Origin of the sequence: Pseudomonas sp. C9 (assembly GCF_002000165.1) — a bacterium.
In the GTDB taxonomy this organism is placed as follows: Bacteria; Pseudomonadota; Gammaproteobacteria; order Pseudomonadales; family Pseudomonadaceae; genus Aquipseudomonas.
Window position 1 is genome coordinate 3,281,059 of sequence record NZ_MPAK01000001.1, and the last position, 21,638, is coordinate 3,302,696.

Annotated in this window: 18 protein-coding genes; 14 read left to right on the top strand and 4 right to left on the bottom strand. The window is 61.1% G+C overall.

Annotated features, from left to right (window positions below):
• Positions 1-84 precede the first annotated feature (84 nt).
• The 8 genes from ribE to BMS17_RS15385 all read left to right on the top strand — a co-directional run bounded on the left by ribE (position 85) and on the right by BMS17_RS15385 (position 5,411).
• Positions 85-561 (top strand): 6,7-dimethyl-8-ribityllumazine synthase, encoded by a 477-nt coding sequence (gene ribE, locus BMS17_RS15350; protein ID WP_003185938.1) that lies wholly within the window; start codon positions 85-87, stop codon positions 559-561.
• A complete protein-coding gene (gene nusB / locus BMS17_RS15355; protein ID WP_008033741.1) occupies positions 558-1,058 on the top strand; it encodes a transcription antitermination factor NusB in 501 nt (166 codons plus the stop codon). Before ribE ends, nusB begins: the two co-directional genes overlap by 4 nt.
• A gap of 18 nt (positions 1,059-1,076) precedes the next feature.
• Positions 1,077-2,042: a thiamine-phosphate kinase gene (thiL, locus tag BMS17_RS15360; RefSeq protein WP_046028783.1), complete on the top strand. Its 966-nt coding sequence runs from the start codon at positions 1,077-1,079 to the stop codon at positions 2,040-2,042.
• Positions 2,039-2,542 (top strand): phosphatidylglycerophosphatase A, encoded by a 504-nt coding sequence (locus BMS17_RS15365; protein ID WP_077431187.1) that lies wholly within the window; start codon positions 2,039-2,041, stop codon positions 2,540-2,542. The genes thiL and BMS17_RS15365 overlap by 4 nt, the downstream gene beginning before the upstream one ends.
• 21 nt (positions 2,543-2,563) lie before the next feature.
• Entirely contained in the window at positions 2,564-3,295 is a 732-nt protein-coding gene (locus BMS17_RS15370) for an ABC transporter substrate-binding protein (protein ID WP_077431188.1), read from the top strand.
• Between the two features lie 282 nt (positions 3,296-3,577).
• Positions 3,578-4,195, top strand: a complete 618-nt coding sequence (gene ribA / locus BMS17_RS15375) for a GTP cyclohydrolase II (protein ID WP_046028778.1) — start codon at positions 3,578-3,580, stop codon at positions 4,193-4,195.
• Entirely contained in the window at positions 4,192-4,611 is a 420-nt protein-coding gene (locus tag BMS17_RS15380) for a hypothetical protein (RefSeq protein ID WP_046028775.1), read from the top strand. The genes ribA and BMS17_RS15380 overlap by 4 nt, the downstream gene beginning before the upstream one ends.
• Positions 4,611-5,411, top strand: coding sequence for a cobalamin-binding protein (locus BMS17_RS15385; protein WP_077431189.1), 801 nt, complete (start codon positions 4,611-4,613; stop codon positions 5,409-5,411). The genes BMS17_RS15380 and BMS17_RS15385 overlap by 1 nt, the downstream gene beginning before the upstream one ends.
• 144 nt (positions 5,412-5,555) lie before the next feature.
• Here the strand turns inward: BMS17_RS15385 and BMS17_RS15390 are convergent, their stop codons facing one another.
• From BMS17_RS15390 to BMS17_RS15405, 4 genes are all read right to left on the bottom strand, one after another.
• A complete protein-coding gene (locus tag BMS17_RS15390; protein ID WP_077431190.1) occupies positions 5,556-7,439 on the bottom strand; it encodes a TonB-dependent receptor domain-containing protein in 1,884 nt (627 codons plus the stop codon).
• Between the two features lie 187 nt (positions 7,440-7,626).
• Positions 7,627-9,525, bottom strand: a complete 1,899-nt coding sequence (gene dxs / locus BMS17_RS15395) for a 1-deoxy-D-xylulose-5-phosphate synthase (protein ID WP_046028771.1) — start codon at positions 9,523-9,525, stop codon at positions 7,627-7,629.
• A 92-nt stretch (positions 9,526-9,617) separates the two neighbouring features.
• Positions 9,618-10,505, bottom strand: coding sequence for a (2E,6E)-farnesyl diphosphate synthase (ispA, locus tag BMS17_RS15400; RefSeq protein ID WP_077431191.1), 888 nt, complete (start codon positions 10,503-10,505; stop codon positions 9,618-9,620).
• On the bottom strand, positions 10,502-10,744 hold the full coding sequence (locus BMS17_RS15405; RefSeq protein WP_007894317.1) for an exodeoxyribonuclease VII small subunit: 243 nt from the start codon (positions 10,742-10,744) through the stop codon (positions 10,502-10,504). The genes ispA and BMS17_RS15405 overlap by 4 nt, the downstream gene beginning before the upstream one ends.
• A gap of 521 nt (positions 10,745-11,265) precedes the next feature.
• Here BMS17_RS15405 and BMS17_RS15410 point away from each other — a divergent pair.
• Genes BMS17_RS15410 through BMS17_RS15435 form a run of 6 tightly spaced genes read left to right on the top strand, consistent with a single transcriptional unit; the run spans position 11,266 to position 21,452 of the window.
• Positions 11,266-12,057 carry a YfaP family protein gene (locus BMS17_RS15410; RefSeq protein WP_077431192.1) on the top strand — a complete coding sequence of 264 codons (792 nt, stop codon included), beginning with the start codon at positions 11,266-11,268 and terminating at the stop codon, positions 12,055-12,057.
• A 51-nt stretch (positions 12,058-12,108) separates the two neighbouring features.
• The gene (locus tag BMS17_RS15415) at positions 12,109-13,821 is read left to right on the top strand and encodes a DUF2138 domain-containing protein (protein WP_046028766.1); all 1,713 of its coding nucleotides are present in this window, start codon (positions 12,109-12,111) and stop codon (positions 13,819-13,821) included.
• Complete coding sequence (locus tag BMS17_RS15420; protein ID WP_046028765.1) at positions 13,791-14,456, top strand: DUF1175 domain-containing protein; 666 nt, start codon at positions 13,791-13,793, stop codon at positions 14,454-14,456. Before BMS17_RS15415 ends, BMS17_RS15420 begins: the two co-directional genes overlap by 31 nt.
• Positions 14,453-19,018: an alpha-2-macroglobulin gene (locus BMS17_RS15425; protein WP_077431193.1), complete on the top strand. Its 4,566-nt coding sequence runs from the start codon at positions 14,453-14,455 to the stop codon at positions 19,016-19,018. Before BMS17_RS15420 ends, BMS17_RS15425 begins: the two co-directional genes overlap by 4 nt.
• A 1-nt stretch (position 19,019) precedes the next feature.
• Positions 19,020-20,639, top strand: coding sequence for a DUF2300 domain-containing protein (locus BMS17_RS15430; protein WP_077431194.1), 1,620 nt, complete (start codon positions 19,020-19,022; stop codon positions 20,637-20,639).
• A 3-nt stretch (positions 20,640-20,642) separates the two neighbouring features.
• Entirely contained in the window at positions 20,643-21,452 is an 810-nt protein-coding gene (locus BMS17_RS15435; protein WP_077431195.1) for a YfaP family protein, read from the top strand.
• The last annotated feature ends 186 nt before the right edge of the window (positions 21,453-21,638 follow it).

Sequence of the window (21,638 nt, forward strand, 5' to 3'; positions counted from 1 at the left end):
TTATTTCCAGTCCTTGATTCGCGGTTAACACATCACTGAGGGACGCGTAGAAAACGCGTCCCGGCTCTTTAAGAGATCTAACGAATGACCCTGAAGACCATCGAAGGTACCTTCATCGCCCCTAAAGGCCGCTACGCTTTGGTAGTGGGCCGTTTCAACAGCTTCGTCGTTGAAAGTCTGGTCAGCGGTGCAGTGGATGCCCTGGTTCGCCACGGCGTAAGCGAAAGCGACATCACCATCATCCGCGCTCCTGGCGCCTTCGAAATTCCGCTGGTTGCGCAGAAAGTCGCTCAGAAGGGCGAATACGCGGCAATCATCGCCCTGGGCGCGGTCATTCGTGGCGGTACTCCGCACTTCGAATACGTGGCGGGCGAATGCACCAAGGGCCTGGCCCAGGTGTCCATGGAATTTGGCGTTCCAGTCGCGTTCGGCGTGCTGACCGTTGATTCCATCGAACAAGCCATCGAACGTTCCGGCACCAAAGCCGGTAACAAAGGTGCCGAAGCTGCCCTGTCCGCTCTGGAAATGGTCAGCCTGCTGGCGCAGTTGGAGGCCAAGTGATTAGCGACGAAAGCGATCGTTTCAACCCGCGCGATCCAAAGCCTGCGGATGCCGGCAAGCCATCGAAAAGCGTCAAGCGTCGCGAAGCCCGTCAGCTCGCAACTCAGGCGCTGTACCAATGGCACATGGCCAAGCAGTCGTTGAACGAGATCGAAGCGCAGTTTCGGGTCGATAACGATTTCAGTGATGTCGACGGTGCCTACTTCCGTGAAATCCTCCACGGGGTTCCGGCACAGAAGGACAAGATCGATGCGGCGCTCAAGCCTTGCCTCGACCTGACCATCGAAGAACTGGACCCGGTTGAACTGGCGGTATTGCGCCTGTCCACCTGGGAACTGCTTGAGCGCGTCGACGTGCCGTACCGCGTTGTGATCAACGAAGGTATCGAACTGGCAAAAGTCTTCGGTTCCACCGACGGCCACAAGTTCGTCAACGGTGTACTCGACAAGCTGGCCCCACGTCTGCGTGAAGCTGAAGTCAAGGCGTTCAAGCGCTAATTAGCGCTTGGGTCTGCGATGGGCGAGTTTGAGCTGATCCGCAATTTTTTCGCCGCCGCGCCTTGTGCGCAGGGCGGCGAAGGCGTTGCCCTTGGAATCGGCGATGACTGCGCCTTGCTGGCTGTTCCCCCCGGGGAGCAGTTGGCGATTTCTACCGATACGCTGGTGGCCGGTGTACATTTCGCCGACGCTTGCGATCCGTTTCTGCTCGGTCAGCGCTCGCTGGCCGTAGCGGTCAGCGATCTGGCCGCCATGGGCGCCACCCCCGTTGCCTTTACCCTTGCCCTGACCTTGCCGACGGTGACCGCCGATTGGCTGCAAGCCTATGCCCGTGGTTTGAACCTGATGGCGCAAGGCTGCGGCGTGGCGCTGGTGGGCGGCGATACCACCCGTGGGCCGCTGAGCCTGACCATGACCGTGTTTGGCCGTGTGCCGGTCGGTCAGGCGCTGACCCGCAGTGGCGCGAAGCCGGGCGATTTGTTGTGCGTCGGTGGCGAGTTGGGCAATGCGGCCGGGGCACTTCCTCTGGTGCTTGGCCAGCGGATGACCGAGACGGCCATTGCCGAGCCATTGCTGGCGCACTACTGGGCGCCACAACCGCAACTCGCGTTGGGCCAGGCGTTGCGTGGCAAGGCGACATCGGCGCTCGATATCTCCGACGGCTTGCTCGCCGATTGCGGGCATATTGCGCTCGCCTCGCAGGTCGGCATTCAGGTCGAGCGTAGTAAGTTGCCTTTGTCGAAGGCATTGGTCGCCTTCCTCGGCCAGTCCGATGCTGAAATGGCTGCCCTGAGTGGCGGCGACGATTACGTGCTGGCCTTTACCCTGCCGTCCGTCGAATTGCCTGCCTTGCTGACCGATGGCTGGCCAATCCATGTGATCGGGCGCGTTGTGTCGGGGCAGGGCGTGCAACTGCTGGACGCCGCAGGACAAGACATCACCCCGCAAACCCGGGGCTATCAACATTTTCGGGAGACACCGTGACAGATCATCCCAAACAGGTCCCGGCGGAGTTCGTTCCGCCATCGGTCTGGCGCAATCCCTGGCACTTCCTGGCGTTCGGCTTCGGCTCGGGCACCCTGCCAAAAGCACCGGGCACCTGGGGTTCGTTGGTTGCGCTACCCTTTATCCCGTTGTGGCAAATGATGCCCGATTGGGGTTACTGGCTGATGCTCGGCATCACCATGCTGTTCGGCTTCTGGCTGTGCGGCAAAGTGGCCGACGATTTGCGAGTGCACGACCACGAGGGCATCGTCTGGGACGAAATGGTCGGGATGTGGATCACCCTGTGGCTGGTACCGGAAGGGTGGTACTGGTTGCTGGCGGGTTTCCTGATGTTTCGTTTCTTCGACATTCTCAAGCCCTGGCCGATTCGCTGGATCGACCGGCATGTGCATGGCGGCGTCGGGATCATGCTCGACGACGTGTTGGCAGGTGTATTTGCGTGGTTGGCGATGCAAGGGCTGGTATGGGTGTTCGCCTGACGGGCGGAGCGAGGGATCAGGATGGCTCGACGCGGGTTGGCAGTGATGGTTTTTGCCCTGTTTTGCTCGCTTGCGCAGGCGGGGGAAGCGCCGCCGACCGTGATTCACCTGGCCAGCGAAGAATGGGAAGACTACACCGCTGCTGACGGGCATGGCCTTGGCTGGGACGTGTTGCGGGCTATCTTCGAGCCGGCCGGGGTCACGCTGGACATCCGCATTGAACCTTATACCCGCGCCGTGGGCCTGGCCCAGCGCGGTGACGTGGATGCCTGTGTCGGCGCGTATCACAATGACGTCAGCGACCTGCTATATCCGCGCTGGAATTACGATACCGACCACATTTATGCCCTGGGCCTGGCCAGCAGTCCGGTGCCGACTCCGCAGACCCTCGGCAACTATCGACTGGCCTGGGTCCGCGGTTACGAGTACCAGAATTACCTGCCCAACGTGCGTCGCTATAACGAGGTCATTCGGCGCACCGGCATTTTGTCGATGCTGATTCACGACCGCGCCGACTTTTACATCGATGCGCTGACCGAGATTGATTACGTCCTCAAGCGGGCCAAAGATCCCTCCCTGTTCCGTCGCACGCCTATCGCAGAATTGCCGCTTTACCTGTGCTTCGCCAATACGCCCAGGGCTCGTACGTTGATGGAGTTGTTTGACCAGCGCATGGATACGCTGGTGAAAAGCGGTCAGTTGAAGCCGATCTTCGAGCGCTGGAAACAGCCTTACCCCTTTGACGCGAACTGAACACATGTAGCCGCTGGCGAAGCCTGCGTTCGGCGGCGCAGCCGTCGTAAATTCAGGTGGCGCGGTGTATCAGACTGATCGAGTGTGCAGGTTTCACGACGGCTGCGCCGCCGAACGCAGGCTTCGCCAGCTGCTACAGGGGATCTGCACGCCGGGCGTCAGGCGTCTGAGATCTAACATTTTGATCGTTATGTCCCATAATTCAGCCTAAGCGTCTGTAGGAACCTGCTGTTACAATGCCGCGTCTGCGAATCTCCAGTAATTATGATCAGGAGCACACCGGTGCCTGTCGTTTTTGTCGCCGCTTCCAAGCTGCCAACGCCTTTTGCGCAATTCACCATGCATGGCTTTCTCGATGAAGCCACTGGCCGCGAGCATGTCGTGCTGAGCCTGGGTGATTTCGCCGACGGTGCCCCGGTACTCGGCCGGCTGCACTCCGAATGCCTGACGGGCGATGCCTTGTTCAGCCAGCGTTGCGACTGCGGTTCGCAACTTGAAGCCGCCTTGCAGGCCATCGCCCGTGAAGGCCGTGGCGTATTGCTGTATTTGCGCCAGGAAGGCCGTGGCATTGGCCTGCTGAACAAGATCCGCGCCTATGAGTTGCAGGACGGCGGTGCCGACACCGTTGAAGCCAACGAGCGTCTGGGCTTTGCCGCCGACCAGCGCGACTACGCCATGTGCCTGCCGATGCTTGAGCACCTGGGGGTGAAGTCCGTGCGCCTGATGACCAACAACCCACGCAAGGTCAAAGCCTTGACCGACATGGGCATCGTGGTTGCCGAGCGCGTGCCGCTGCACACCGGCCATAACCCGCACAACAAACTTTACCTGGCCACCAAGGCCAGCAAGCTCGACCACATGATGGGCAACGAGCATCAGGGCGAGGCGGATCGGGCGTGACCCGCGGTCAGGTTCGGCGTCGACTGTCGTTCAATTGGTGGCAATACCTGGCGCTGGCCTTGTTGCCGCTGTTCGTGATCAACGGTGTGTTTGGCCAGGGCGAGGCCATCCTGCCGGTGCTGGCGATGCCATTGTTCATCGCCGGTGTCGCCTCGATGTTTGTCAGCCTGAAGTTTTTCGGTGGCTACAAGCACGCGCTGATCGCCACTCAAAAAGCCCTCGACACCCCTGAAGAGCCCGCTGCCTGGATCGCCCTGGCCGCCAAGCGGCGTACCGCGTTCCTGGCGGCTGCATTGCCCGCCTGGATTGGCGCGCTGGCGGTATTCGTCGGCCTCGAAGCCGTGCCATTGGTGTTGCTGGCACTGTCGACCACGGTGTTGTTCTACCTCTACCGTATTCCGCGTCAACTCGGCTGATGTTGCGCTATTGGCTGGCGGTTTTGCTGCTGGCCGTCAGCGGTTCGGCGGCTGCCGTCGAACGAGTCGTCAGTCTGGCGCCGTCCCTCTCTGAAATCGTTGTCGAACTGGGATCAGCCGACCTGCTGGTCGGTGTCCTGGATGCCGGTGAGCGTCCCGCTGAACTCAAAGACCTGCCTTCGGTGGGCCGCTACGGTCAGTTGGACATGGAGCGCTTGCTCAGTCTAAAACCCGATTTGCTGTTGCTCTGGCCGGGCAGCGTTGGCCCGGCCCAGCGTGAGCAGCTCAAGCGATTGAACATCCCCACCTACGTCGCCGAACCGCATTCGCTGGAACAACTGACGACGCAGATTGAAGCCATTGCCAAGCAACTGGACCGCCCGGAACGTGGACGTTCATTGGCTACCGATTTGCACCAGCGGCTGGAAACATTGCGTCTGCGCTATCGGCGAGACACGCCATTGCGGGTGTTCTATCAGGTGTGGGACCGGCCGTTGTACACCGTTGGTGGCGGTCAGATTATCAGCGATGCGTTGGCGGTCTGCGGCGCCCGCAATGTGTTTGCCGACCTGACATTGCCGGCACCGCAGGTCAGTGTCGAAGCGGTGTTGCAGCGTGATCCCGAGGTGATTCTGGCCAGTGATCAGGCGCAGTTGGACGCGTGGAAGGCGTGGTCGCAGGTCGCGGCGGTGAAGCAGGGGCAATTGTTGCTGGTAACGGACAAAGGCCTGGAGCGGCCGAGCGGACAAATGATCGAAGCGACGGCCAAACTGTGCCAGTTGATCGCACCATCACGCTGATCGTTCCCGCGTTCTGCGTTGATCGTTCCCACGCTCTGCGTGGGAATGCCGCCATGGACGCTCTGCGTCCGCTTCTGAGGCTGTGACGCAGAGCGTCACAGGATGTATTCCCACGCGGAGCGTGGGAACGATCAGGTGATCAGGTTAAATTGCCGGTGTCCAGGTCACCCCGAACATCAATGCCCGACCCTCTTCGCGGTACCCATACTGATTGCTGTCGTGGCTGTACAAGGCCCGGCTGTAGCCTTTGTCCAGCAGGTTATCGACCTTCAGCTCAAGCTTGATCTCACGATCGAGTTCCCAACTGCTGCGCAATCCGAGCAACGCATACCCACCCAACGGCTGCTCATTGTTCAAGTCGTCGTAGCTGCTGCTGACGGCTTGCCAACTGGCACCGAGACCGAGGCGATCAAACTGTCGATCCAGGTCCAGACTCAACGTCCGTCGTGCCCGGCGAGCCAAGGTGTGGCCGGTGTCGCGATCGCGAGGGTCGATGATTGCGACGCCAAGGTTGCTCTGCCAGCCGAACAACTCCTGTTTCAACGCAGCTTCAAACCCGTTGATCCGTGCTGAAGCGACGTTCTCTGGCCGAGAGTTGCTGCCGAAAATAATCGCGTCTTCGAGGTCCGTGCGGTATAGCGACGCTTCCAGTCGACTGGTTTCAGTCAACTGGCTGCGCCATTGCAGTTCATAGCTTTTCGACGTTTCAGGTTTCAGGTCCGGGTTGCTGAAATCCGGGTAGTACAAGTCATTGAACGTCGGCGCACGAAAGCCTTCGCTGTAGCTCAGCAGTACGTCGTTATCCGGGTTCAGCGGCAAAGTGAAGGTGCCGCTCCAGCTGTTCTGACTCCCAAACTGCTGGTTCTCGTCGTGGCGCAGGCCCAGCTCAGTGGAAAAACTGTCCGCACGGTAGTGATGCTGGAAAAATGCCGCGCGGTTCCAGCGACTGTCTTCATCGAAGGCCGTGCTGCTGTTGACCCGGTCTTCGTACCAGTCGCCGCCCAGGAGCAGGTTGTTACGGTCGTTGAGCGTCAGGTCGTTCTGCCAGTTCACCGAGTCGCGGTAGGTGTTGAATACGCTGCGTTCATCGCTGAGCTTGTCTGAGGTTTTCTCGCGGTTTTCGCTATGGCCGAATTCGAGGCGGGTTTTCCAGGCGTCGTTGACCCGTGCATCGACGTAACTGCTGACGCTGCTCACGTCGAAATCGCTGGAAGGCTGCTGCTGGACCGACTCGAAAGTGGTGGTGTCGAAGCGGCCAAACGGGTTGTCGAACTCGCTTTTGCCCCGGTTATCCAAGACGTTGGCGCCGATTTCGAGATCGTCGGTGAGCGCGTGGCTCACGCTGAAACTGACCGATTGATTGCGGTACTCATCGTGATCGCCATCACTGGGAAACGACTGCTGCGTGCGATTGATCCCGGCGGTTTCATTGAGGCTGGCACCGAGATTGAAGCGGGTTTTCTCATCGCCGCCGGACAGCCCGAGGCTGCGTTCCCAGGTCTGGTAACTGCCAAATCCCACGTGCATCCGCGGTTGCAGGCCTTGCTCGTCACCACGGCGGGTGAAGATCTGAATCACCCCGCCGATAGCGTCGCTGCCATAAATCACCGAACGGGAGCCGCGCAGCACTTCCACGCGCTCGACCTGTTCGATGTTGATGTGCTGCAGGTTGCTGTCGCCCGACGTCGAATTGCCGATGCGCTGACCGTCCACCAGCACCAGACTTTGCGCCGACTGAGTGCCGCGAATGTAAACCCCCGGCAGACTGCCGCGCCCGCCGGTTTGCGCAACTTGCACACCCGGCACCCGGCTGAGCAGGTCGGTGATGCTGTTCGGCTGCAGGCGGTCGATGTCTTCGCGGGTGAATACCGTGTTGGCGGCGCTGCTGTCGTTGCGCGCTTCAACCTGACGGTTGGCAGTGATCAGAACGTCCGGCAGCTTCAGGGCTTGATCGCGTTCGAAGGTATCGGCCAGCAACTGGCCGGCCGGCAGCAGGGTCAGCGTCAGGGCGAGGGGGGAGAGTTTCATTGGCAATCCGTTGGCTCGTTCTAGCGAACACAATTTTGATAGGTCCACAAAACACTGTGGGAGCGGCGGTGCGGCGATCCGACTTGCCCGCGAAGGCGTCGGCACAATCAACATTGAAGTTGGATGTGCCGGCCATTTCGCGGGCAAGTCGGATCGCCGCACAGCTGCTCCCACAGGGAGAGTGTATTTAGCGGTTCAGCAGTTGCAGGCGTTCGCGGATCGAAGCTTCGATCCCAGCCTCGTCCAGCCCGCACTCGGCCAGCATCTGCGCAGGCTTGGCGTGTTCGACGTAGAGGTCCGGCAAGCCCAGGTGCAGCACCGACTTGAGGATGTTCTCGCGCGCCAGGAATTCACTGACCGCGGCACCGGCACCGCCCATGATCGCGTTTTCTTCGATGGTCACCAGCAGCTCATGGCTGGCGGCGATGTCACGAACCAGCGCTTCATCCAGCGGTTTGACGAAACGCATGTCGACCACGGTCGCATCCAGCGTCTCGGCGACTTTCAGCGCCTCGGCCAGTTGCACGCCGAACACCAGCAGGGCGGCTTTGTTGCCCTGACGACGAACGATGCCTTTGCCGATTTCGATCGGTTGCAGGTCCTTCTCGATGGCCGCGTTCGGCCCCGAACCGCGCGGATAGCGCACTGCCGCCGGGCCGTTGTAGAGGTGGCCGGTGGTGAGCATTTTACGCAATTCGTTTTCGTCGCTCGGGGTCATCACCAGCATGCCGGGGATGCAGCGCAGGAACGACAGGTCGAAACTGCCAGCGTGCGTCGGGCCGTCTTCGCCCACCAGACCGGCGCGGTCGATGGCGAACAGCACGTCGAGGTTTTGCACCGCGACGTCATGGATCAGTTGATCGTAACCGCGTTGCAGGAAGGTCGAGTAAATCGCCACCACCGGTTTCGCGCCTTCGCAGGCCATGCCGGCGGCGAGGGTTACTGCGTGTTGTTCGGCAATCGCCACGTCGAAGTAGCGCAGGGGGAATCGTTCGCTGAACGCCACCAGGTCCGAGCCTTCTTTCATCGCCGGGGTGATGCCGACCAGGCGTGGATCGGACGCGGCCATGTCGCACAGCCATTCGCCAAAGACCGCCGAATACTTCGGCCCGCCGGCTTTCTTCGGCGCGGCGGCCGGTGCGTCCAGCGGTTCGAGTTTGGTGATGGCGTGGTAACCGATCGGGTCGACTTCAGCGGGGGCGAAGCCTTTGCCTTTCTTGGTGACGACGTGCAGGAACTGCGGGCCCTTGAGGTCGCGCATGTTGCGCAACGTGGCGATCAGGGTCGGCAGGTCGTGGCCATCGATCGGGCCGATGTAGTTCCAGCCCAGCTCTTCGAACAGCGTGCCGGGTACCAGCATGCCTTTTGCGTATTCTTCGGTGCGACGGGCGATTTCCCAGGCGCCCGGCAAGCGCGACAGGACTTTTTTGCTGCCTTCACGCATGCTCGCGTAAGTGCGGCTGGAAAGGATTTTCGCCAGGTAGTTCGACAGCCCGCCGACGTTGCGCGAGATCGACATGTCGTTGTCGTTGAGGATCACCAGCATGTTGGCGTCCACTTCCGGCGCATGGTTCAGCGCCTCGAACGCCATGCCGGCGGTCAGCGCGCCGTCGCCAATCACTGCAATCGCCTTGCGATCGCTGTTTTGCAGACGGGCGGCAATCGCCATGCCCAGCGCTGCACTGATCGAGGTGCTGGAGTGGCCGACGCCAAAGGTGTCGTACTCGCTCTCGGAACGACGCGGGAAGGCGGCGACGCCATCCTTCTGGCGCAGGGTGCCCATGCGCTCGCGACGGCCGGTGAGGATTTTGTGCGGATAAGCCTGATGACCCACGTCCCACACCAACCGGTCGTCCGGGGTGTCAAAGACGTAATGCAGCGCGATGGTCAGCTCGATGACGCCCAGGCCGGCGCCGAAATGCCCGCCGGTCTGACCGACCGTGTAGAGCAATTCCAGGCGCAACTCATCGGCCAGGGTTTCCAGCTCGGCTTCGCCTAACCGGCGCAGGCCGTCCGGCGTGTTGGCGCGGTCGAGCAGGGGCGTGGTCGGGCGTTTGCGGGGAATCTCATGAAACGTCGTGGGCATCAGGCGAATCGTTATAGGTATAAAAGATGCGGCAGTTTACCTGATGCTTCGCCCCCTGCCCACGCGTTGGTCTTAACTTGGCCGATACGCTGTCAGCTACGCCGTTCGACGATGTAGCGGGCCAGATCGCGCAAGGGCTCGGCGGCCGCGTCAAACGGTCGCAGCGCGTGCAGGGCCTGGTCGCGCAGTTCCAGCGCGTAGGCCTTGGCCGCGTCAAGGCCGAGCAGCGCCGGGTAGGTCGGCTTGTCGCGAGCGATGTCAGCGCCCTGGCGCTTGCCGAGGGTTTCGGTATCGCTTTCGACGTCGAGAATGTCGTCCTGGACCTGAAACGCCAGGCCGATGGCTTGTGCATACGTTTGCAGCGCTTTGAGTTCGTCCTTCTCGGCGCGGCCGCTGGCCAGGGCGCCGAGTTTGACGCTGACTTCGATCAGCGCGCCGGTCTTGTGCCGGTGCATGTACTCAAGGGCTTTTTGATCGAGCTTGAGGCCAACCGAACCGAGGTCGATGGCTTGACCGCCGACCATGCCCGCCGGGCCTGCCGCGACGGCCAGTGCGCTGACCATCTGCAGGCGGATCTCGGCGTCAGCTTCGTTCAGGTGCGGGGCAAGCAGGGCGCTGAAGGCCAGGCTCTGCAAGCCGTCGCCAGCGAGGATGGCGCAGGCTTCATCGAATTTCTTGTGCGTGGTCGGCTGGCCGCGACGCAGATCGTCATCGTCCATGGCCGGCAAATCGTCGTGCACCAGAGAATACGCGTGGATCAGCTCCACCGCGCAGGCCGCACCGTTGGCTTGCTCGGCCTTGCCACCCAATGCTTCGCAGGCGGCATAGGCCAGCAGCGGGCGTACGCGTTTGCCGCCATTCATCACGCTATAGCGCATGGCTTCATAGAGGCGAGCGAGTTCAGGGCCTGGCGCGTTGAACAGGGTTTCCAGGGCCGCGTTGACCCGGGCCTGGCTGGTCGCAGAGTACGCTGCAATCATTCTGGCTGATCCGCGTCGAAGGGTTCCTCGGCCAACTCGCCATCACGCTCGAGCAGCACTTGAACCTTTTGCTCGGCCTGGGCCAGCGCCGCCTGGCAATCGCGAGTCAGACCGATGCCTTGCTCGAAAGCCGTCAGCGAGTCTTCCAGCGACAATTCGCCGTTCTCCAGACGCTCCACCAGTGTTTGCAGGTCAGCGAGAGATTGTTCGAAATCCAGTGCAGCTTTTTTGCGGGCCATGGCGGCTATTTCCGGTTGACGTTAAACCGGCGCGACACTAGCAGACATGGGGGTTATGGGCAAATGAGCAGGGCAGTTCTGCCACAGTGCCGGCGGCAACCGTTTCAACTGCGACGCATCCTTTGTAGCAGCTGGCGAAGCCTGGGCTCGGCTGCGCAGCAGTCGTAAAATAAGCGCTCGCGGAGTATCAGACATACGGTGCAAACAGGATTGACGACTGCTACGCAGCCGAGCCCAGGCTTCGCCAGCTGCTACGTGATTGTGGGACGGCTCAACTTAGCGACTTATTCGGCTCATTTTGTGAGCCGAATAACACCGCTATTCGGCTCACGTCCCTGAAAGTTTGTGATTCGCGCAGCAAACCCATATGTATCCGATTGTTAAAAATCCGCCAAATGGCTACTCTTCGCGCCTTCTACGACCCAATAGTCACGGGTCTTTTTGACGAAACGCAGTATTTGGATCTGTAACGCGCCGAGGATCGGGCGCAAGGTTTCGTTATGCATGGCAGGAGGCGTCACATGCGTTCACTTCTTTTGCTGCTGATGGGGCTGGTCTGCGCGAGCGCGGCCTTGGCCGAGCCTGCGGCCGTGCTGTCGGAGCCGGTCGGTGGCTGGCGCTTCAACGGCCTGCTCGACCGCAGCGAAAATCCTCAAGTCGCCTACCCCACGCCACCCATCGACCGGGGTGTGCAGCGCAATCGCACGATGATCGAAGGCCAACTCAAGGCCTTGGGCACTCAGCGCGGGCCGCACACGTTGGCGGTCAATGGCAATCCTTTGAATCTGTACACCGACGAGAAGGGGCGGTTTGCCCGGCCGTATGCGTTCGGCGCCGGTTCCAACAGCGTCGAAGTGCGCAGTGCCGACGGTCAGTCGCTCAAGCGCGTTCAATTCTATGAAGCCAACAACCTGCGCACCCCGGCACGGATTCGTGTGGTGTTGGGTTGGGATGATCCGAAAGCCGAACTCGACCTGCACATTGTCACCCCCGACGGTCAGCATGCGTTCTGGGCTCATCCGGCATTGACCAATGGCGGCGGCCTGGACCCGGACGGTGTCGACGGCCCCGGTCCGGAAATGTTCACCATGACCGCGCCGCTGCGTGGCACCTATCTGGTTTACGTGAACTATTGGGGCAACTTCGGCAACGGCGGCTATAACTTCGATGAGACCAGCAACCAGAACGAGGTGATTACCTCGCAGATCAACCTGGTGCTCAACGAAAACACCGTCGACGAAAAACGCGAGACCTTCATCGTGCCCCTGCGGGCCATCGGTGACCTGCTGCTGGTCAAGACTTTCAACTATTAAGCATCCCGCTCCACGGATGAATTGCTGAACTTTGGGAACATGAGCGTAAACATGAGCGAAAAGACTGTTTCCCCGGCCGCTGAAACGCCTGCTGCCAAAACTCCTCGCCGTTGGCCGGCGCTGCTGGTCGGGCTGTGCCTGGTGGCGGGCGTGGCGGGCGGTCTGGGCTGGTTCATGCACAAACCCAAGTTGCCGGTGGCGGCGCTGGCCAGTGACAAACTGGGTATGAGCCGGCCGGACGGCCTGCTCGAAACCCGCTCCTTGAGCCAATTGCCCAAGGACTTGCTGGCGGTGCCGTTCCTCAAGGAAACCCTGACCGAAGATTTCGTCTTCTATTACGAAGCGCATGCCGATCGCCTTGGTTTGATCGGCAGCCTGCGGCGGATCATCTACGAGCATGACCTCAAATTGCAGGACAGTCTGATCGAGCAACTGTTCGATCAACCGGCCGACGTGGCGCTGTGGCGCGGGGCGGATGGCCGGCTCAAGGATTTCCTGTTGGTGATGGATCGCGGCGGTCTGGCCAAGGTGCTGGAACCGCTGGCCAAAGTGGCGCTGGACGATGCGCAACTGACAACACTTGGCGAGGTGAAAGTCGGCACCGACGAGGTGGCGCTGTACCAGCTCACCTACAACAACAGCAAAGCGCTGGTGTTCGCCTCCCATGGCGACAAACTGGTGGTGCTGTCCAATCCCGCCAAACTCTATGACCCGGCCAATGGTCCGAGTGAAGAGCCGGGCAGTGTCTCGACCCTGGCGCTGGCGGCATTGCTCAATGGCGACAAACTGTTCCCGGAGGCGTTCGGCCTGCCACCGCGCGCACCGGAAGTGAAGCAACGCCTGTCGGTCAATTCCAGCGTCCTGGCCATGGGGTATCAGCGCTTCATCCCGAACTTCGCCGGCGTCCGTTTCGACATGGACGACAAGGGCTGGCACAGCTTCCTCGCCCTGGATGAACTGGAGGACCAGCCGGACTTCGACTTCAAGCCGATCTGGCAAGCCATGCCGATGGGCGCCAGTGCCTGCGTGGCTTTGCCGCTGGCTGCCGAACAACAGAAACCGCTGCTGGTGAAACTCGGCGCCGAAGAACCGGTGGCCGAGGCCCTGACCGAACATATGGCCGGCGCGGCGGGCCTGTGCTGGTACGCCGATTCTCGTCTCTACACACCGTTGCTGGTGGCCAGCCTGAACGACAAGGGCAGCGCTAAACTCGATGCGGACCTGGGCACTTTGTTCGGCTCGATGGTCGGTGCCTTTGAACCCAACGTTGAAGAACACGCCTTCCCGGTGGTCGAGAAACAGACCGACCAAACTCATCAATGGCTGCGTCAGGTCAGCTCCAACTTCGGTCCTTATAAAGCCAAGGAGGCGCAAGACCCGGAAGCGATCTCCGGCAAGGCTTTCATGAAAGTCAGCCTCGCGCGTCACGGCTCGACGCTGCTGTTCTCCCTCGACGACAAACTCGTCGACAAGGCCCTCGGCACCCTCGACAAGCGCTTCCCGCCGATGGCCGACGTGGTGCCCAAAGACCTGCTGATGCCGATGTACTTCGGTCCGGATTCCATGGCGCAACTGATGCAACAGGAAACCCTCGACAGCCTGCCGCAAGACATGGAGCCGGTGTTTTACAACGCCGCGCAAACCTACCTGATCCCGAAACTGCGCAAGCTCGGTGGTTATGGCAAGTACGCCCTGACCTTGCCTGAAGGCAGCGAGCCTGACGGCCACTGGCAATGGCTGCCGCTGGAGTGGAAAGCCCTGTGACCGCACTCATCCGAGGCCTCGGCTTGCTGGCGATGTTGCTGGGCAGTCGCGCCTTTGCCACTGAGGCGGCGCCGCTGGACCCGCAGCAGTCCCAGGTGTTTCGCGCCTGGTTTGTGCGCATCGCCCAGGAGCAACTGACCCAAGGCCCAAGCCCGCGCTGGTATCAGCAGGACTGTGCCGGGCTGGTGCGTTTCGCGGCCAACGAAGCGCTGAAAGTCCATGACGATAAATGGCTGCGCAGCAACGGCTTGTCCAATCGCTATCTGCCGCCAGAGCTGCAATTGAGCGAGGCCCAGCGCGGCCTCGCCCAGCAATGGCAGCAGGGCGGTGGCAAGGTCGGGCCGTACGTCAACGCGATCAAACTGATTCAGTTCAACAGTCATCTGGTGGGCCGTGACGTGGCGCAAGCCCGGCCCGGCGACCTGATGTTTTTCGATCAGGGCGACGACCAGCACCTGATGATCTGGATGGGCCGCTACATCGCCTATCACACCGGCACCACCACCCCCACTGACAACGGCATGCGTTCGGCAAGCCTGCAGCAACTCATGACATGGAAGGACACCCGATGGATACCCGACGCAGCCAACCCCAACTTCATCGGCGTCTATCGACTGAACTTTCTCTCCCAATGACCGGTGCCCGCATGCTGCGTTTTCTGCCTCTACTGTTGGTCTTAGTGCTGCCTTTTTCGGCGGTCAATGCCGAAGACACCGTCGAGCCGAGCGGCTATACGCCGGTGGCCGGCGAAAGCTTTTTCCTGCTGGCCGACAGCAGTTTCGCCAGTGACGAACAGGCCATGGTGCGCCTCGAAGCGCCGGGTCGCGATTACCGTCGGTTCCGCATGGAGCCTTATGGCGGCGCCGACATTCGCGTGTACCGCATCGACAAACCGCTGGATTTTCTCAAGCGCCAGAAGAACCTGCACCGCGTGGTCAGCGACGGCCAGTTCAAGGGTGAAGGCCTGTCGAATACCCTCGCGTACCTGTGGGACAACTGGTACCGAAAATCCCGTCGCGTGATGCAGCGGGCGTTCTCCTACGAGTCGCGTCAACAGGTCACCGAGGAAGTGCCGGAACTGAAGATGGGCAATGCGATGTCGGCGCCAACGCCCTACGACGCTCAGCCACAATTCGCCCTGATCCCGGGCCTGCCGGTGGTCAGTCAATTCCGCTATCCGCTGTGGCAAGCCAAACCGATCCAGCCACCGACCGGGGTGAACCTGGCCGGCTCTTCCAGTGAGTTCGTCAGCGTTGCACCGGGCAATGTGTACATCCCGTTGGGCAACCTGAAACCGGGTCTGTATCTGGTGGAAGCGTTGATCGGCAAATACCGTGCGACGACCATGGTGTTTGTCTCGAACACCGTGGCCGTGAGCAAGATTGCCGGTGATGAACTGCTGGTCTGGGCCGCGCGCAAACACGAAGGCAGTTCGGTGCCCAAGGTCAATGTGCTGTGGACCGATGGCCTCGGCGTAATGAGCAGCGGCGCCACCGATGCCGATGGTTTGCTGCGTCTGAAACACGTCAGTCCCGAGCGTTCGTTCGTGATTGGCGAGGACGAAGAGGGCGGGGTGTTTGTCTCCGAGAACTTCTACTACGACAGCGAAATCTACGACACCAAACTCTATGCATTCACCGACCGGCCGCTGTATCGGCCGGGGGATTGGGTGTCGCTGAAAATCGTCGGGCGCGAGTTCAAGAATGCCCGGGATTCAGTGGCGCCGAGCGCTGCCGACGTCAACGTGACCGTTCTCGATGCCACTGGCACGGCGCTGCAATCGCTGGCGCTGAAACTCGATTCCAAGTCCGGCACGCAAGGTCGCTTCCAGTTGCCGGACAACGCGGTGGCGGGCGGTTATGAGCTGCGTTTCAGCTACAAGGATCAGGCTTACAGCAGCGCGTTCCGGGTCGCCGAATACATCAAGCCGCACTTCGAAATCTCGTTGAACCTGGCCAAACAGGATTACCGCACCGGCGAACCGGTCAAGGGCAGCCTGGTGTTGTTGTACCCGGACGGCAAACCGGTGGCCAATGCCAAATTGAGCCTCAGCCTGCGTGCCCAGCAATTGTCGATGGTCGACAACGAGCTGCAATACCTCGGGCAATTCCCGGTTGAGTTGACCAGCACCGAACTGACCACTGACGCCAAGGGCAACGCGACCCTCGACCTGCCGGCCGCCGAGAAGCCGAGCCGCTACATGCTCACCGTTTTCGCCAGCGATGGCGCTGCGTATCGGGTCAAGACCACCAAGGAAATCCTCATCGACCGTGGTGCGGCAAGTTTCAGCCTGAGTGCGCCGCGTCGCTTCAGCGCGGTAGGCGACAAGGTTGCTTTCAGCTACGTCAATGAAGGCGCCAACGAGCAGAGCAAAGCGGTGACGCCGAGCAGCTACAGCTGGGTGCGTCTGGAGGACCAGACCACTGGCGAGGGCAAACTCGCGGCCACCGATAAAAGCTTCACTCTGGCCTTCGACCGTCCGGGCACTTACAACCTGACGTTGAAGGATGAGCATGGCCGCGTGATTGGCGCGACCGGTCATTCGGTCACCGGCGACGGCGTCAAAGCCGTGCCGGGCACCGTGGAAATCGTCCTCGATAAACCCGAGTACAAGGCCGGCGACGAAGCCCTGGCATTGATCACGTTCCCGGAGCCGATCAGCGATGCGCTGCTGTCACTGGAGCGCGACAAGGTCGAGGCCACGGCGTTGCTGTCCAAGGGCGGTGACTGGCTGAAGATGGAAAAACTCAGCGACACCCAGTACCGCGCGCGCATCCCGGTGAAGGATAGTTTTGCGCCGAACCTGACCTTCTCCGTGCTGTACACCAAGGGCGGCCAGTACAGCTTCCAGAACGCCGGCATCAAAGTGATTGCACCGCAAATCGACGTGGCCATCGCCACCGATAAAGAGACGTATCAGCCCGGCGATACCGTGTCGGTCGACCTGACCACGCAGTTCGCCGGCAAGCCGATTCCGGCGCACCTGACCGTCAGCGTGGTCGACGAAATGGTCTACGCGCTGCAACCGGAAGTCGCGCCGACCATCGACCAGTTCTTCTATCACCCGCGTCGTAACAACGTGCGTACCAGCGCCAGCCTGTCGTTCATCAGCTACGACGTTGCACTGCCGGGCAGCCCGGGCGCACCGGGCAAAGCCAACCGCAGTGAGCGCGGGGTGAAAGTGCTGGAGCGGCCGCGTCGTGAAGACGTCGATACCGCCGCGTGGCAGCCAGAATTGGTGACCGATGCCAACGGCAAAACCCGCTTCACCTTCAAGATGCCGGACTCGCTGACTCGCTGGCGCATTACCGCCCGGGCCATCGCCGATGACGGTCAGGTCGGGCAGAAGAAACAGTTCGTGCGCTCGGAAAAACTGCTGTATCTGAAGTGGAGCGGCCCGACCAAATTCCGTAGCGGCGACCAGCCTTCGCTCGGTGTTTTCGCCTTCAGTCAGGCAGAAAAGCCGGTCAAGGCTGAGCTGGTGATTCACTTCGCGGGCACCGAACAACGCGTGCCGGTGACGCTGAACAACGGCATCAACTACATCGCACTGCCCGCGTTCGCCTTGGCTAACAGTGAGTGGACCGCTGAGTTGGTACAGGACGGCAAAACCGCCGACGCTTTGGCTGTGCGTCTGACCGCGACCGGCGAAGGTTGGCAGGTCACACAAAGCCAAAGCCTGGACGTGGCCAGTGGCGATACGCCGCTGACATTGCCGGCAGACGCCAGCGACATTCGCCTGCGTCTGGATGACAGCCCGCAAGCGCTGTTCCGTTCGGCGCTGGATGATCTGTTGAGCTACCCGTACGGTGGCGTCGAACAGACGGCCAGCCAGTTGTTGCCGCTGAGCATCGCTTACCCGACCTTGTCGTCGAATCCGCAAATCCGTGATCGCTTGCGTTTGATCATGCAGAACAGCCGTCTGCGTCTGGTGCAAATGGCCGGGCCATCCGCGAGCTTCACCTGGTGGGGCATGGACGGTGAGCCGGATGCGTTCCTGACGGCGTACGCTTACTACGCCGACTGGCACGCCAGCAAGGTGCTGGAATTGAGCCTGCCGCCGGAGCATTGGCAGCGGGTGCTGGAGGTCTATGCCAAGCAAGCCAAGAACACGCCGCTGTTGCAGCGCGCGCTGATCCTGTCGTTCGCCAAACAAATGCAATTGCCGGTGAACACCTTGCTCAGCGGCTTGATGGACGATCTGGCGAAAGCCGGCGAGGGCAATGCCGCCAACCTGATGGAGGGCGGCGAAGACAGCCTCGTCATGAGTGATCCGGATTCGGCGCTGGGCCTGGCCGCAGCACGTACCTTGACCGCCTCGTTGGCCAAGCAGTCGAAGGTCGCTCTGCCGGACGCGTTCAATCGGCAGCTGGCGGCTGCGCAGCAACGGTTGGCGGTCAGTTCCCAGCCATTTGCCGAAGCGCTGAACCTGTCGCTGCAAGCCTTCGATCAGGCTCACGCGGCAGCACTGTTGCAACGTTTGCTGCCACAGCAATCGACGCTGGAGCGCGCCCTGGCGCTGACCTGGTTGCAACGCAGCATCGAGCAGGCTTCGCCGACCATCGCCCTGGCACCGGGCGAAGGCTGGAAGAAAAACTACGGTGATACCGGTGAGATGTACTGGACGTGGCAGGGCGCTACGCCTGTGCCGGCGGTGTTGTCGTTGAGTGGGGAGCAAGAGCGTCCCTTGCGTGCCGCGCTGAGCTTCCAGACCAGGCAACCTGCGGTTGATCCGATGGCCGTGACCATCACCCGTCGCCTGTCGCGTCTGGTGCCGGGTGACGAAGCCTTCACCTTCAAACTCGAAGCGGTCGGCTCCCAGCCGTTGTCCAGCGACAGTCTGTACCTGGACGAAGTCATCGTTACCAGCAAAGCCGCCAAACCGCTGCGGTACGGCATGGTCGAAGTGCCGTTGCCGCCGGGCGCCGATGTCGAGCGCACGACGTGGGGCATCAAGCTGATGGGCAAGGCGGGTACCGAACCGACTTCGCTGGAAAAAGCACGTTTTGAACCGGGGCAAATGGCCTATGCCATTCCGGTGGATGCCTTGAGCGGTGAGTTGCGCCTGCGGCATCTGGTGCGTTTCTCGCAGAAAGGCCAGTTCAACCTTCCGCCGGTACGTTTCACTCAGGTCTATGCGCCGCAACACCAAGCGCAGGAACAGAAGCCGGCCCTGGGCCAGGTCACGGTCAACTGACATGACCCGACCTCTGGTCTGGTTACTGCTGTGTTTGATCCCTGCGCTGGCGACAGCGCAGGACGAACCATTGCGGCTGGGCTTTAACGGTGAATTGCTGTCGCTGAGCCGGACTCAGGTGATCGCCCGCGAGCCCATGCCCGCTGATTTTCAGGCGCCGCTGGGCAGTCTGTGGAAGTTGTTCGTTTATGGTTGGCTGGTGGATACCGACGCCCATGAATCGCCTTATGAGTGTCGCGGCCAGTCGAAGGACGAAGTTTATTGCTGCACGGCCGGCGGAAAAATTGAGCGCGATCAGGCGTTGGTCAAATCCTGCGGCTTGTACTTTGAGCCGGCGCGTCTGGGCATTGTTTCTGCTGATTGGCGCCAGTATTGGCAAAACCGACAGGCACCGGAGTGGCTACTGGACTTGCCATCGTTAAAGCCTTCCACGCGAGTTTCCGTCGCTGAATTGCTCAAGGTGCTGGCCGTGATGCCGGCGCAGGATCAGGCGCGGCGAGTGTTGCTGGACGTGGTGCTCAATGCCGCTGATGGCAATGTCGTGGGGGAACTCGGGGGCCGCTTGCGGGTGAAAACCTGGAGCTGGTTGGGCGATCAGGACCCGTCGTCGCGTCAGGGCGGGTTTGCCGGTTGGACCGCTGCTGGCGCGCCGATCTGGGCCGGTGGGCGCGGGACCAGTCAAATGGTGCTGCGCCATTACGGTCAGGCGTTGTCGTCGGTGTTGCCGGTTGATTGGCCCCTGGAGGCGGGGCGCTGCGTTGAAGTCGGGCTATTTTCTCGTTATCCGATCGGGCGCGTTCTGGCGGGTGATCGTGTTGTTGATTCGGGGCCATTGCAGGGCGACTATCGCGTTGAATTCAGCAACGGCAACCAACTCGATATTCACAGCGACGGCGAACTGTTTCTGCTCAAGGACAAGCTCGTCGCCCGTCTGGATCGTGAAGAATACGTCGCCCGTGTCCTCCAGCGCGAAGCCAAACCCGAGCCCGCCGAAGCCGCCAAAGCCCTGGCCATCGCCATCCGCACTTACCTGCTGCAAAACGCCACGCGCCACGGCGACTGCCTGAGCATCGACGACAGCAGCAGCCGTCAACGCGTCGCCCCGCGCCCGGCCACCATCGAGTCACGCCAAATCGCCGCCTGGACCAGTGATCTGGTGCTCGCTGGCAGCACAGTCACCTATCACTCCGACCAACCCGGCCCGGACAAACTCTCCTGGACACACGCCGTCGAACAAGCCAACGCCGGCCAACGCTTCGACGCCATTTTGCTGCACGCCTACCCACGCGCCAGTCTCAGCCGCTGGGACAACCCCGTCGCCTCCTGCGAAGCGCTGCCCGCCGCGCAAGACTGGCTGCAAAAGCAGCGTCGCGGCTGGCGCCTGCGCCTCGAAAGCGAAGTCGGCTACAACGAAGTCAGCACCTTCGCCGTCTGTCGCCTGGCCTTCGGCCGGCCCTATGTCGACCGCGAACGCCAGCGCATTTACGTGCGCGGCGTGCTGTCGCTGCAAGACCGCCTCGACCTGACTCACGAATACCTGCACCTGGCCTTCGAAGCACACCCCAACGGCCAGGATGAAACCTACATCGAAGGGCTCGCCCGCCACCTCTTGCTGGAATAGGCCATGAAACTCCGTTATCCACAGGTCCTCCTGTTCCTTTGTTCTTTTGGCGTACTGCCGACGATTTTCGCGGCCGCCGTCAACCTTGACACTCCCGTCGGAGGTTGGCGCACAGGCGCGGTTGAAGGCGAAGGCGAAAACTTCCGCCAGGCCGTTAACTATCCCGCTTCATCGGTGAACACCCCTGTAGGCCAGGCCAACACCGCGCGCATCAGCGGCCAGATCAAAGCCACGCCCAAGTCTGCGGAGCCTGGCCGATTGATCGTCAATGGCGTGAGCATGCCGCTGAAAATCGACCCGACGGGCCGCTTCGATCGCCCGTTCTCGTTTCCGAACGGCAGCAACAGCGTTGAAGTGCGCAGCCCTGATGGGCAGCAGCGGCATCGCACGCAGTTTCTCAATGCCAGTGGTGGTGCCACGCCGGCCAAGTTGCGGGTGTTGTTGTCGTGGGACAGTGACGGCACAGACCTCGACTTGCACCTCATCACCCCGGATGGCGCCCACATCTGGTACGGCGACCGAGTCGCACCCAACGGCGCGGCACTCGATATCGACGTAACCACCGGCTACGGCCCGGAGATCTTTGCCATGCCGGCACCGATCAAGGGGCAGTATTTGGTGTATGTGAATTATTTTGGCGGTGGGTATAGCAGCGATGAGGAAGGACAGGAGGATGCGGTTCAGCCGCTGACGACGGCGCAGGTGACGGTGATTACCGAGGAGGGCACGCCGAGCGAGAAGATGGAGACGTTTGTGGTGCCGATGCGGGCGGTGGGGGAGTTGACGTTGGTGAAGTCGTTTAGTTATCCGTGATTCTGAATTGGGCAGCAGCGTGCTGCCTAATTGCGCGAAGGTGGTCTTCTTAAAATGCAGGCATTAAAAAGCCGGCTTGTGGTTAGCTTTTTATGTAGTTAAGTAATTGAAAATTAATAAATTATAGTTTTAATAAAACCTATTGTTCCCCCATTTGTTCCCCCACTTTTTGACGATTTCTTTTGA

What these genes read in the sequence shown, in the direction of transcription:
- ribE (WP_003185938.1), top strand. Translation starts at nt 85, where the DNA reads ATGACCCTGAAGACCATCGAAGGTACCTTCATCGCCCCTAAAGGCCGC.
- thiL (WP_046028783.1), top strand. Translation starts at nt 1,077, where the DNA reads ATGGGCGAGTTTGAGCTGATCCGCAATTTTTTCGCCGCCGCGCCTTGT.
- BMS17_RS15370 (WP_077431188.1), top strand. Translation starts at nt 2,564, where the DNA reads ATGGCTCGACGCGGGTTGGCAGTGATGGTTTTTGCCCTGTTTTGCTCG.
- BMS17_RS15385 (WP_077431189.1), top strand. Translation starts at nt 4,611, where the DNA reads ATGTTGCGCTATTGGCTGGCGGTTTTGCTGCTGGCCGTCAGCGGTTCG.
- BMS17_RS15390 (WP_077431190.1), bottom strand. Translation starts at nt 7,439, where the DNA reads ATGAAACTCTCCCCCCTCGCCCTGACGCTGACCCTGCTGCCGGCCGGC.
- dxs (WP_046028771.1), bottom strand. Translation starts at nt 9,525, where the DNA reads ATGCCCACGACGTTTCATGAGATTCCCCGCAAACGCCCGACCACGCCC.
- ispA (WP_077431191.1), bottom strand. Translation starts at nt 10,505, where the DNA reads ATGATTGCAGCGTACTCTGCGACCAGCCAGGCCCGGGTCAACGCGGCC.
- BMS17_RS15405 (WP_007894317.1), bottom strand. Translation starts at nt 10,744, where the DNA reads ATGGCCCGCAAAAAAGCTGCACTGGATTTCGAACAATCTCTCGCTGAC.
- BMS17_RS15410 (WP_077431192.1), top strand. Translation starts at nt 11,266, where the DNA reads ATGCGTTCACTTCTTTTGCTGCTGATGGGGCTGGTCTGCGCGAGCGCG.
- BMS17_RS15415 (WP_046028766.1), top strand. Translation starts at nt 12,109, where the DNA reads ATGAGCGAAAAGACTGTTTCCCCGGCCGCTGAAACGCCTGCTGCCAAA.
- BMS17_RS15420 (WP_046028765.1), top strand. Translation starts at nt 13,791, where the DNA reads ATGGCTGCCGCTGGAGTGGAAAGCCCTGTGACCGCACTCATCCGAGGC.
- BMS17_RS15425 (WP_077431193.1), top strand. Translation starts at nt 14,453, where the DNA reads ATGACCGGTGCCCGCATGCTGCGTTTTCTGCCTCTACTGTTGGTCTTA.
- BMS17_RS15430 (WP_077431194.1), top strand. Translation starts at nt 19,020, where the DNA reads ATGACCCGACCTCTGGTCTGGTTACTGCTGTGTTTGATCCCTGCGCTG.
- BMS17_RS15435 (WP_077431195.1), top strand. Translation starts at nt 20,643, where the DNA reads ATGAAACTCCGTTATCCACAGGTCCTCCTGTTCCTTTGTTCTTTTGGC.